Source organism: Bacillus sp. AP8 (assembly GCF_000321185.1).
GTDB lineage: Bacteria > Bacillota > Bacilli > Bacillales > DSM-1321 > Bacillus_AD > Bacillus_AD massilioanorexius.
This window is the reverse complement of record NZ_CAPG01000071.1, coordinates 1-12,484: the sequence shown is the minus strand read 5'-3', so window position 1 is coordinate 12,484 and position 12,484 is coordinate 1. Positions and strand designations below refer to the sequence as shown.

Genomic DNA, 12,484 nt, shown 5'->3' with positions numbered 1-12,484 from the left:
ATTTTTTTACATCCAAAAGGGGTGGCGTATATAGAGAAACAACGATTAAAAACACTACTTCCTATGACAAAGTTGTTGTGACTTATATCTTGCAGGCCCGAGTTTGGTAGGTGAAAGGATAGGTAGAAAAAAAGACATTGTTTCTTATAGGGCGCAATGGTTTATACTGTTAATATTTTCAAAACGATATTCCCTTAGTTTCTGGATATAATGGTAACAGTATTGGAAATAGAGCAGTAAGGATTGAAAAAGAAATGATTAAACTAGGAATTGTGTTACTCATACTTGGTGTTGCGACATCAATTAGTGCATCAACGTTGTTTTCGGATTTTGCAGGAATTAAGTATATCCAAGTTATTGGATTCCTCATGGGAGTTATCGGTTTATTCATGATGGAAACGAATAAAAGAAAACGAATGAAAAAATAAAATGAAAGCTAGCAACAGAATTAAATTGAGTTGCTAGCTTTTTTCTTGCTACAATAATATAGATAAGGAAGTGATAAGATTGTATTTAACAGTAGAGGAAACAGCGGAATATTTATCAGTGTCTCCAGCTTACGTAGAGAACTTGATTTATAAAGGACAAATTCGTGCACTCCATGATGGTGAACAATATCTTATATACAAAGATCAATTTAAAACGCATTTTGAACAATTGGAGAAGTACAAGCTATTAATAGATGAGCTAGCCAATGAGCCAATTCCAGAAGATAAAGATATTAAAGATGAAGACTAAGGTTTTCATCTTTTTTTCTCATTTGCCTCTATTCTATTGTATTGTTGTTTTTTAAGTCTTTTGGAGGACACTGGAGTGGAATTCATCTCAAACAACTTTCACTACTTGTTCATAAGCAACAAAATTATACGAAAATAGCCTTTAATAAGAAGAGATTAACGGAAAGCAAACGGATTAGACGTTATTAATAACATACTTTTAATCTTCCTTCAGTCGCATATCCCTCAGACTTATACCCACTTTTGAAAGTAATGAGCTAATGGAATAAATCAAAAATCCTAAGAAACTGCACAATTCTTTGATATTTTTAGTTGTAATAAATGACTGTAATTCAATAAAAGTGGTGATTTCTTTGAACAAAATTTCTATGAAATTCGGCCTTTGGTTTTTAGGGGCTATGCTTATTTTAGAAATGTTTTTATTCTTTTTTTACATACAAGCATAGTAGATTCCAGAATAAAAGAAGAATTGGCGTCTTTTCAAGTAAGAGGAAATAGTCACAGGGATGTCTTGGAAAATTCTTGCAAAACGGAAACCCTTAAGCATATTGCATTAATGGAAGAGAATGCGGAAACAGAAGTAGTAATTACCGATTATAACCAACGTGTCATTATTTCTTCTTCGAATTTAGATGACGAAGAGCAAACGCTTGTTTCAAAAAAATTTGAAGATGTACCACGAGATGGTACAACTATTGTAGGTGCTTATGACACTACAGCCTATATTATTTCTTATAATCCAACTTCTGGTGGTAAACGTGTAGAAAATCATAAATGGATTATTCAAGAGGAAATTATAGATGCTAGTGAAAAAACATTCCAACCTGGAGAAGAGGTAGCTACAGAGGCCTATCATATGGAAGGAATGAAAAATGCAAAAGTAATGATAGAATCGGCAGAACAAACAACTGTATATATGATTGATTTCACACCAACCAATAGCGAAGAAGTAATAAAAAAATCATAAATGGGTGACCGAGAGTGAATTATCTCCTATTGAATAAATATTAGTGCTACATTCAATAAGAAAAGAATAAGCGGTAAGTGAATGTAATGGAACAAATAATAATAAATTACTTCATGTAGCCTCATTAAACGATAAAAAAGGCAAATAGCCGCAAAAAAGAGAAACTTCTTAGGTTTTTCTTTTTTGCGGCTATTTACTGTTAATCTGAAGCTGTATTACTTCTTCATTGCTATTATGAAATGTAATTGTGACAATCTCAAATTAGAAAAAGATTAGAAGCCATTATAAGAAGGATTCATTGTGAAGAATATAGTATATATATGGAAAGGTTTGTCTTAACAGGAAAGGAGTGGGGTGGATGGGTATTTCGGATATTTTTAATAGATTTGCCGTTCAAGAATGTAAAGGATCCTCTCGTTTGTATGAGTTTTTGTCTTTATGTATTGCAGAAGATGAAGAATTACTACAATTAGCTTCTCATTCTCAGAAAGGGCAACCTATTCCAAATTTATTATTCGCGAGCGTTCATTATTTATTGTTATCAGGAGTCGAGCATGATTTAAAATACTTTTATCGTAGTCTAGTTGATCAAATTGAGGAAGCGGAATCTTCCTTCGGTCCTTTTAAAGATTTTTGCTTGAATTATGATCAAGAACTAATAGAGTTATTACAAAGTATGGCTGTTCAAACAAATGAGGTTCGGCGGTGTGCATACTTATATCCTTGTTTTTCTTATGTACACCATATTTCCGAGAAGGCGTTATCATTACTAGAAATAGGAACAAGCTCAGGCATGAATCTCTTTTGGGATCAATTTAAATATAACTATTATGATGGCGAAATTTATGGGAATAAGGAATCTAATGTATTGATTACTTCTGAAATAGTGGGAGAAAAAAGCCCATTCCTCTTGAAGAATAGTCCTCCTATTGTATCGAGAGTAGGAGTTGATTTAAATATAATTGATTTAAATAATCCAGATCACTTTCTTTGGTTAAAAGCATTAATTTGGCCAGATCATAAAGATCGATTACAGCTTTTTCATTCAGCAGCAAGTATTGTAAGAAAACAAGAAAAGCATTTAATAGAAGGTGATGGAGTAGACTTGTTAGAATCTTTAGTTGAACAAATTCCAGCAGATTCAGCATTGTGTATTTATCATACTCATGTAGCGAATCAAATGCCAAAGGAAGTAAAGGAAGAATTCCTTTGTAAAATTGAAAAAATAGCAGAAAGTAGAGAGGTATATCATTTATATAATAATGTGAACGATAAATATTTACATCTGGATTATTTCTTAGATGGAGCCGAATCTAAAAATATCATAGCAGAGACTGATGGACATGCTCGCTGGTTTAGATGGTTAAAGATGAAACGATTAAGAAGGATAGTTGAAAAGGGTAAAGAATGGTTTTAACTAAAAAAATGACAAAAAGAAAAACCATTTCATATATGGAGAATGAAATGGTTTCTAAAGTTAATGTTAGGTCTTTTGATGATTCGAATAAATTAATATTTAAGACCAAGTGCATTAAGCGTTGGTATAGAAGCTATGCCATCAGCTTTTATATTTTTACTAGTTTGGAATTTTTTTAGTGCTTGTTCTGTACCTGATCCGAAAATGCCATCAACAGTATTGTTAAAGCCTAGTTCTTTTAATCTTAGTTGAAGGATAGTGACAGATTCTCCTTTGCTGCCTTTTTTCATTGTGGTTTTAACAGCAGGATATGAAACATCAACATCTCCAGTTACTTTAAAACCATTGGCTGCGGCTATAGCATTAAAAGATTTATTCGTTGTTGTAATGATAACAGGTGTATTAATAGCTACTCTATTAAATAACCATTGCACTTGATTATTGTACATTCTTACACATCCTGCGCTAACGTATCTTCCTATTGTGGCAGGATTATTGTTACCGTGAATGGCGTATGTGGTTCCCCAAGTTCCCCTAGCATTCAGACCTAGCCAGCGATTGCCGAGTGGATTTTTTGGACTTCCACCTGGAATATTACCTTTATAATAAGGACGATTTACAATTTTATTTACAATCTTAAATTTTCCTTCAGGAGTATAAGATGATTGTCGCCCAGTACCAACCATAAGTACTTTTGTTAAATTTCCTTTGTCATAATAAGCAAGCTGATTGGTTTTTTTATTTATAATAATCAGCTGTTGACTTGTTGCAGCTTTCGCACTTGCTTCGTGTGTAGGTACTAATGAACCTAAAAGGAATAAACAAATAACAGTTACGAAGATTCCTAGTATTTTTCTCATAATAATCTCCCCCTAAAAATGCATTACAAATTAGTTTATGAAAGGAACATGAAAAAATTGCTTGATTATTAAAATAACTCCGAAAATAAGTATATTATAATAGTAACATCAAACCAAATGATTAGTAATGGAAAGTAGAAAAATAGTCTCTTTTTTATTGTGTTTTTAAAAAAAAGATAGTACGAAACGACTTGATGTAATATTCTAAATAAATTATTAGTTGTATAAGAAATACAAATACAATTTTTTATTTATATGTAGAATGAAATTCTATTATTATTAAATGTAAATAGATATGGATAATAAAGTAAATAACATGAAAAATGCCGGTGATATATATTAGAATTTCTGAGTGTAATGAGTTATTCTATATGTAATAAGGATATTTTCTTATATTTTAGTAGAATCTAAAAATTTTTAACAAAATAAATATGCATTTAGTTGCATAAAAATAATTCTATCGATATAATGAATTCATCATAATAACTATTATACTAACTAAGATAGAAGGAGTAATTGTAATGAAAAAAATAATGATAGGAATAATGTTAACTTGTGCCTTCCTGTTAGTGTTAACAGGGTGCGGAACATCGGATGAAAAGAGCGGTGGAGATAAAGGTAAAGAAACATTACGTATTGTAACAGATGCAGCCTTTGCACCAATGGAATATTTAGATAAAGATCAAGTAAAAGGATTTGATGTAGACTTTTCCAAAGCAGTAGCTGAAGAAGCTGGGTATGATGTGAAAATTGACCATGTTGGATGGGATCCAATGTTTGTTGAACTTGAAAATGATCGTGCTCAAATGGCTGTAGCAGCTATTACAATTGATGAGGATCGTCAAAAAACATATGATTTTTCAGTACCTTATTTCATTTCAACACTTGAGATTCTCGTTCCAGAAGGTAGTCCGATTAAATCAGCTAAAGATTTAAAAGGGAAAACAGTAGCGGTTCAATCTGGTACAACTGGAATGATTGCAGCAGAGAAATATTTAGGTAAGAACAACAAAAATATTAAAAAATTCGAAAGTAATAACCTAGCAATCTTGGAGCTTACTAAAGGTGGAGCAGATGCGGTTATTGCCGATAATATAGTCGTTGAAGAATATGTAAAAAATAATCCTAAAGATAAATTAGTAGTTATTGAAGACCGAGCTGGTTTTGAATCGGAATTTTATGGTATTTTGTTTAATAAAGGAAATACAGAATTAAAAGAGAAAATAGATAAGGCCATTAATACAATCCTAGATAACGGTAAATATGAAGAAATTTATAAAAAATGGTTTGGAAAATCTCCTGATATTGATTTCTTAAAAAAACAACAAGAATAGTAACAATCAAAAATGAAAAATTGCGGACTGTAAGCTAAAGGACGCAATTTTTCCACTTTTTAAGAAATATAATTAGAATTTTAGAAAGATATATAATGTTTAAATATACCGGCGCAGCTTTTTTACACCTTATGCCTACTATGCCTCATTACAATTGAATCACTTCAAGAAATGGAGAATACTATTTTTTAGAGGATTAAGTCGTATTGAAGTAGTTAAAGCGATTTCGGGATGTTTATGCAAGTATTAAGATGTTTTTGTTATATTTTTAGTGCTTTTGGATAGGATAAGTTGATTTAAAGAAAAATCAGTGCCGGTTTTTCTTCATTCTTAGGAGGAAATAATATGGATTTTAATTTTGATATAATCGTAGAATACGCTCCTTTTCTATTAAAAGGAACATTAGTTACGATCGGGTTGTCATTAGCAGGGATTGCAATTGGCTGTATATTAGGTTTATTAATTGGTTTAGGGAAAATGATGAAAAATAAAATTTTGTCTCTTCCTTTTGTTATCTATATAGGCTTTTTCCGAGGAACACCTCTGTTTGTTCAAATGCTATTAATTCACTTTGGTGTTGTACCAATGTTTTTAGGGGAAACAAATGGCCTTTTAGCAGCCATTATTGCTTTATCTTTAAACTCAGCAGCATATGTAGCAGAAATTTTCCGTGGTGGAATTCAATCCATTGAAAAAGGACAAATGGAAGCTGCCCGTTCTTTAGGTATGAATCATTTCCAAGCGATGAGATATGTTATTTTGCCACAAGCTACTAAAAGAATCATTCCTCCGTTAGGTAATGAATTTATCGTATTAATTAAAGAATCATCAATTGCCTGTGTGGTAGCTGCACCAGAGCTTATGTATTGGGGTAGAGCAATGGGAACTCAGTATTTCAAAGTATGGGAGCCATATTTAACGGTTGCCTTAATCTATTTAATTTTAACAGTTTCACTAAGCTTCATCCTAAACCGTGTTGAAAAGAGGTTTGATACTGCATGATTTCAGTAAAAAATTTAAAAAAGACATTTGGAAAAAATGAAGTATTAAAAGATATTTCGATTGATATTCAACAGAAAGAAGTAGTTGTTGTAATCGGTCCATCAGGATCAGGAAAATCGACTTTTTTACGTTGTATCAATGCATTAGAAGAGTTAACAGAAGGACACATCTTTGTTGAAGGTAAAGATATAGCAGATCCAAAAACGGATATCAACTTAGTTAGAACAGACGTTGGAATGGTTTTTCAACAATTTAACTTATTTCCACATAAAACCGTTATACAAAATATTATGCTAGCACCAGTTAAAGTAAAAGGTGTCCCACAAGATCAAGCAAAAGCAAAAGGTTTAGAACTATTAAGAAAAGTTGGTCTCGAAGATAAAGCAAACGTTTATCCTGATTCATTATCAGGTGGACAAAAACAACGTGTAGCAATTGCTAGAGCATTAGCAATGGAGCCAAAGGTAATGCTGTTTGACGAACCAACATCAGCTCTAGATCCAGAAATGGTTGGAGAAGTTTTAGAAGTAATGAAGCAATTAGCTAAAGAAGGTATGACGATGATTGTCGTTACACACGAAATGGGCTTTGCTAGAGAAGTTGGTGATCGTGTAATCTTTATGGATGATGGCTACATTGTTGAAGAAAATGAGCCTAAGCTACTATTTGAAAACCCACAGCATAATCGAACAAAATCATTTTTAAGTAAAGTGCTATAAAGTAGAACTTATAGGAATATAGAGCCGGCAGATTATTCTGCCGGCTCTTTTTGATTGGAATTATAGAAACCAATTCTATTCATTTTTTAGAGTGACCAGGCATATGTATGTTTTAAAGGGGTTGGTACTTAGTGAGGAGATGGAGATATCGCAGGAGGAGCTCGTTTCGTCGAAAACCATTAAGCTTCCCTAAAGTATTATTTTATTCGTTTATTATCTTTCTACTATTGAATTTACTTTCTCTGTGGATTGTCAATCGATCTATTACGCCCATTATTAAAGAGGTTGCAAAAACAGAGGTTAAAAGAATAGCTACTGAAATTATTAATGAATCGATAAATGAAAATATCAAAGGTAAAATTGATATAAATAAATTAATTGTTGTACGGGGAAATCCATCCATTTACAGTTTCGATCCAAACGAATATACACGTGTAATGACCGAAACCACTAAGGATATTGAAAAAAGACTAGGTATTGGTCACAATGGTGATTTCTCAAATCGAGACTTTAATCAAATCAAAAGCAGTCAATTAGAAAATATCGTTTATTATCTTCCGCTAGGAGTGGCGACTCGTAATACATTACTTTCAAATGTTGGACCGAAAATTCCTGTTGAAGTCTCCTTGGTCCGAGAAGTGAAATCAAAGATTCGAACGAAAATGACTAGTAGTGGAATTAATAATACACTAATGGAATTATATCTTGATATAGAAGTTGATATCGGTATCGTCATTCCATTTACTACAGATGAAGAACCAATTAAATTAGAAATGCTAATAGGTAGTTATTTACTTCCAGGAAAAGTTCCAGATTTTTATAGTGGGGGAAATAGTATTCCAGTTCCAGCTATTGTACAAGAGAAGGAAGATAAGAAAGAATAACATATGATATGTCAAAGATAAAAAACGTAGCTGATTGCTACGTTTTTTCATCTTTTAGGAATTGAAGTCTAGCTTATGATCTAATCATTGTGTGATCACATCACTTCGAATTGGCGATTCGTCTTTATAGTAAAGCATTTTCTTTTGGAAGTTTTTTAAAAAAGGACTGCAATGAGTTTTCCGTTTGAATATTAGAGAAGTTTAATCCGATTTGAATGGAAGTTTGAGCAACTTCTGGACGTAATCCGGTTAATACTGTGTTAATTCCGACTAAGCGTAATGAATCTACTAATTGGAATAATTGATGAGCAACCATTGTATCAATCGTTACGACACCAGATAAATCGATGATTAACAAATTAATTCCAGCTGCTACGCTTTTTTGAAGCGTAGATTCGATCAAGTTTTGTACACGTTCAATATCCAAATTTCCGATAATTGGTAATAAACCGATGCTCTCATTTAAAGTAATAACAGGTGCACTTAATTCTTTGATTAATAAAGTTTGTTCATTTATACGATTGAATAAAATTTTGAGATATTCATTACAAAAGCTTTCGAAAATATAATCTGTTGTTAAATCTAATTTTGTTTGCCATTCGTAGAAATCATCAATCGACACTTCGTATTGTCCACTATGGGAAAATTCACGAACGTATTGCCATGTGATACTTCTTATGTACTTCTGGTTTTTCAATACTTCATCTAATGTAGTGTTTGATTCTATGCGCTCAGCAGCTCTAATACTTGTTAGTTTTGATATGTTTTCTTTCATTACTGCTTCTTCTTGAAGTAAAGAGTTTGCTATGTGGATAAAATATTCGGCTAATTGCTCCTTTATTTTTTCTTGAATATGAGGTGGTGCGTCTGGTGAATAAAAAGAACCTGTTTTAATTTGTTGTTTGTTTTGCCATTCTAGCGCAAATTCAGTTGCATGACCAATTAAGAAATTTTGTAAAGCGACGGTTTTATTACACACTATTTTCTCAACTCCCTATACGTTCATTATTTAGGATAAAGGAAAGTGTGTCAATTCGTACTTGGCACATATAAATGAAATATTTATCTGAAAAAAATAATGAATTTTGATTTCAAAATATTTGTTAAAAATATGCATTTAGTAAGTAGTTTAGAAGATTATTTGTATACTATTTAATAAAAAAAGATTAATTTTCTAAAAAAATATAATAGTTTGAATAAACTTACGAAAATGTATTGCAAGTTTTATTTGGAAAGTTCATAATTATATAAAATTATTCGTGTATCTTAACAATTAGGAGTTGTCATAATGAAAGTTGTGAAATTTGGCGGATCGTCGTTATCATCAGGAGAGCAATTAGAAAAAGTCTATCGTATCGTTACAGGTGATCCAGAACGAAAGATTGTCGTTGTATCAGCACCTGGTAAAAGAACATCAGTCGATACAAAAGTAACAGATTTGTTAATTGAATGTGCCGAGCTATATTTAAATAATAGTGATGGAAGCAAACCACTTAATGCTGTATTAGACAGATATGCAAGTATTGCTAATGAGTTAAATCTTTCAAGGGATATTATTGATGCAATCGAAAAGGATTTATTAAAGCTATTAGAGGGAGATCGGAGCAAGCCAGAAAAATATATGGATGCTGTGAAAGCTGCAGGTGAAGATAATAATGCTAAATTAATAGCGGCTTATTTTACTAGTATGGGAACCGAGGCTGTCTATGTAAATCCAAGGGAAGCTGGACTATATGTTAGTGATGAGCCTGGAAATGCTCAAGTGCTAACAGAATCATATGATAATCTCTATAAGCTAAGAGATCGTAAAGAAATCGTTATTTTCCCAGGGTTCTTCGGATATACAAAAGAAGGTGAAATTGCGACGTTCTCTAGAAGTGGTTCAGATATTACAGGATCCATTTTAGCGAATGGAGTAAAAGCTACGATGTATGAAAACTTTACAGATGTTGATGCTGTATATTCTGTTAATCCAAATATTGTAGATAACCCTAAAGAAATTAAAGAGCTTACTTATCGAGAAATGCGTGAGTTGTCATATGCAGGTTTCTCCGTTTTTCATGATGAAGCGCTTATTCCTGCATTTCGAGCTGGAATACCTGTAAATGTGAAAAATACGAATAATCCTTCTGCGCCGGGAACATTGATTGTAAATGAAAGACATAATACGAATGGTCCAGTCATAGGAATCGCTTCTGACAAAGGATTCTGCAGTATTTATATTAGTAAATACTTAATGAACCGTGAGCTTGGATTCGGACGTAAATTACTTCAAATTCTAGAGGATCATGATATATCATATGAGCATACACCTTCTGGAATTGATGATATGACGGTTATTTTACGAGAAAATCAACTAGATGCTGATAAGGAAGCGAAAGTAGTAGCGAGAATTTATGAAGAATTACATGCTGATAAGGTCGAAGTAGAGCATGGTCTAGCACTCTTAATGTTAGTAGGGGAAGGGATGCGTCATAATGTAGGTACTACAGCTCGTGCTTCTCAAGCGTTAGCAGATGCAGGTGTTAATATTGAAATGATTAACCAAGGATCATCTGAAGTAAGTATGATGTTTGGTATTAAAGCGGTTAATGAGAAGAAAGCAGTGCAAGCACTGTACAATAAGTTTTTTGTTGGAGTACCTGTCCTTTAATAATAAGTACTTCCGCATAAAGTTAGATTATTGTTTAACTCATATAAAAAAGGATCTCTTAGAAGCCTAGCCTTCTATAGAGATCCTTTTCTTTATAGGTAAGAAAGGATAAAATTTTGGAGCTGGATTAGTTGTCTAGCTTCAGCGCCTTAGCTCCTCGAGGTCATAAGCCGATCTGTCCAGAAGGCAAAGAGTACCTTCTAGCCATCTCGCCTTATGCTGATCTGGGCTGACCAAAGCACTTGCGCTTTTCTTATTATAGGATGGGTGACAATAATCGGGATATAGACTCTTTAAATCGAATTATAAGTGGACGATTATTATATTCTTCAAGAGTTAGTAAACGTGATAATGTTATATCGTGATTAAAGGCCTCTACAAGCTCTTTTGAAACTTTCGAGCTATAAATAAAAGCGTTAACCTCAAAATTTAAGCGAAAGCTTCTAACATCAATATTAGCGGTACCAACAGAAGCTACTTCTTCGTCAACGACAATTGTTTTGGCATGAATAAAGCCATTATCATATATATAAACCTTAGCACCGGCTTTTAACATATCGGCGACATGGGAAATAGTGGCCCAATATACGAAAATATGGTCTGGTTTGTTAGGAATCATAATTTTAACGTCTTTACCTGATAAGCATGCAATTCTTACTGCATCCAACAAGCTCGCATCTGGAATGAAATAAGGTGTTTGTATGAGAACTGATTTTTTGGCGGATAGTATTAGTTTAATATATCCTTGCTTAATTTGTTCCCACTTTGAATCTGGTCCACTTGCTACTATTTGCATACTAATATTTCCGGAGTTACCACTTTCCGGAAATAAGGATGGGTGATAGGCAATATCATGACGATGTGAGGCTTGATTCCAATCTAAAATAAAACGCATTTGCATTTCCCAGACAGCACTTCCGGAAATGCGTAAGTGAGTATCACGCCAATATCCAAATTTTTGATTGAGACCGAGGTATTCGTCTCCGACATTAAATCCTCCTACATAACCGACTAGTCCATCAATAATGACTAATTTTCTGTGATTTCGGTAATTAAGACGAAGGTTAATTAATCTTAGCTTGGAGGGGAAAAATACTTCGACTTCTCCACCAGCTTGTCTTAATTCAGTAAAAGCTTTTTTAGATAATCCTCTCGAACCTAATTCATCATATAGAACTCGTACCTTAACGCCTTGTTTAGCTTTTTTTGTTAGCTCAGCAATGACTTCTTTTCCAAGTCGGTCATTTTTGATGATATAGTATTGCATATGTATAAAATGCTTCGCCTCTCGAATATCTTTTATTAAACGTGAAAATTTTTCTTGGCCATCTGTGAAAATCTTTACATCATTGTCTTCTGATAAGAGTGCACCATTGTTAATCAAGTGCATGTAAATAAGATCAAAATGTTCTCTAGTTGATGGATTGTGAAACGGATAGGTTTGGTTACTTAATTCTTCTCTTTGTTGTTCGATTTTTTCGTTTAAGCCTAATTTTTTTTGATCTTTCCATTGAAACATGTGCTTTCTGGTTAAATCTTGTCCAAATAATAAATATAAAACAAATCCTACTAATGGAATGAAAAATAAAATTAATAGCCATCCCCATGTTGAGGCAGGATCTCTTTTTTCTCGGAAAATAACAACAATTGCTAAAAGGATATTTAGCACCAAAATAATATTAAGAGTAATGCTCCAAAAGTTCATAGTAGTATTTTTTCCTCTTTCATAAAAATGTGCATAGATATTTTCATTATACCCTTTTAGAGGTTTGAAATGTAATTCCAACGTTCAACTAAATGAATAAGAATGATTCTATAAGGGTTTTTATTCGTAAATTGATACAGGAAATAGTAAGATAAACAGAAAATATGTGAAATTTTTCTAATAAATTCTTGGCTGTTTTCTCAAAA

The 12,484-nt window shown here is 32.6% G+C and carries 11 protein-coding genes and 1 pseudogene; 9 read left to right on the top strand and 3 right to left on the bottom strand.

The window, feature by feature from the left end:
- Positions 1-254 precede the first annotated feature (254 nt).
- The 4 genes and pseudogenes from BN349_RS25950 (at position 255) to BN349_RS16920 (ending at position 3,121) form a co-directional block, all read left to right on the top strand.
- On the top strand, positions 255-428 hold the full coding sequence (locus BN349_RS25950; RefSeq protein ID WP_019243524.1) for a hypothetical protein: 174 nt from the start codon (positions 255-257) through the stop codon (positions 426-428).
- Between the two features lie 79 nt (positions 429-507).
- Complete coding sequence (locus BN349_RS16930) at positions 508-738, top strand: excisionase family DNA-binding protein (protein WP_019243523.1); 231 nt, start codon at positions 508-510, stop codon at positions 736-738.
- Between the two features lie 690 nt (positions 739-1,428).
- Positions 1,429-1,741: pseudogene (locus tag BN349_RS24985) on the top strand (DUF1541 domain-containing protein); the annotation flags it as partial.
- A gap of 321 nt (positions 1,742-2,062) precedes the next feature.
- The gene (locus BN349_RS16920; RefSeq protein ID WP_019243521.1) at positions 2,063-3,121 is read left to right on the top strand and encodes a DUF2332 domain-containing protein; all 1,059 of its coding nucleotides are present in this window, start codon (positions 2,063-2,065) and stop codon (positions 3,119-3,121) included.
- 92 nt (positions 3,122-3,213) lie between these two features.
- Here the strand turns inward: BN349_RS16920 and BN349_RS16915 are convergent, their stop codons facing one another.
- Positions 3,214-3,981, bottom strand: a complete 768-nt coding sequence (locus BN349_RS16915; RefSeq protein WP_019243520.1) for a L,D-transpeptidase family protein — start codon at positions 3,979-3,981, stop codon at positions 3,214-3,216.
- Between the two features lie 521 nt (positions 3,982-4,502).
- On the opposite strand from BN349_RS16915, the gene BN349_RS16910 reads away from it, so the two are divergent.
- The 4 genes from BN349_RS16910 (at position 4,503) to yunB (ending at position 7,920) form a co-directional block, all read left to right on the top strand.
- Complete coding sequence (locus tag BN349_RS16910) at positions 4,503-5,315, top strand: basic amino acid ABC transporter substrate-binding protein (RefSeq protein WP_019243519.1); 813 nt, start codon at positions 4,503-4,505, stop codon at positions 5,313-5,315.
- 345 nt (positions 5,316-5,660) lie between these two features.
- Entirely contained in the window at positions 5,661-6,317 is a 657-nt protein-coding gene (locus tag BN349_RS16905; RefSeq protein WP_019243518.1) for an amino acid ABC transporter permease, read from the top strand.
- Positions 6,314-7,036 carry an amino acid ABC transporter ATP-binding protein gene (locus tag BN349_RS16900; RefSeq protein WP_019243517.1) on the top strand — a complete coding sequence of 241 codons (723 nt, stop codon included), beginning with the start codon at positions 6,314-6,316 and terminating at the stop codon, positions 7,034-7,036. Before BN349_RS16905 ends, BN349_RS16900 begins: the two co-directional genes overlap by 4 nt.
- A 131-nt stretch (positions 7,037-7,167) precedes the next feature.
- Positions 7,168-7,920 (top strand): sporulation protein YunB, encoded by a 753-nt coding sequence (gene yunB, locus BN349_RS16895; protein WP_019243516.1) that lies wholly within the window; start codon positions 7,168-7,170, stop codon positions 7,918-7,920.
- A 124-nt stretch (positions 7,921-8,044) separates the two neighbouring features.
- Here the strand turns inward: yunB and BN349_RS24190 are convergent, their stop codons facing one another.
- Complete coding sequence (locus BN349_RS24190; RefSeq protein ID WP_019243515.1) at positions 8,045-8,899, bottom strand: STAS domain-containing protein; 855 nt, start codon at positions 8,897-8,899, stop codon at positions 8,045-8,047.
- A gap of 309 nt (positions 8,900-9,208) precedes the next feature.
- Here BN349_RS24190 and BN349_RS16885 point away from each other — a divergent pair, with 309 nt between their 5' ends.
- Complete coding sequence (locus BN349_RS16885; protein WP_019243514.1) at positions 9,209-10,573, top strand: aspartate kinase; 1,365 nt, start codon at positions 9,209-9,211, stop codon at positions 10,571-10,573.
- Positions 10,574-10,829: 256 nt separating this feature from the next.
- Here the strand turns inward: BN349_RS16885 and cls are convergent, their stop codons facing one another.
- Positions 10,830-12,278 carry a cardiolipin synthase gene (cls, locus tag BN349_RS16880; RefSeq protein WP_019243513.1) on the bottom strand — a complete coding sequence of 483 codons (1,449 nt, stop codon included), beginning with the start codon at positions 12,276-12,278 and terminating at the stop codon, positions 10,830-10,832.
- Positions 12,279-12,484 lie beyond the last annotated feature (206 nt).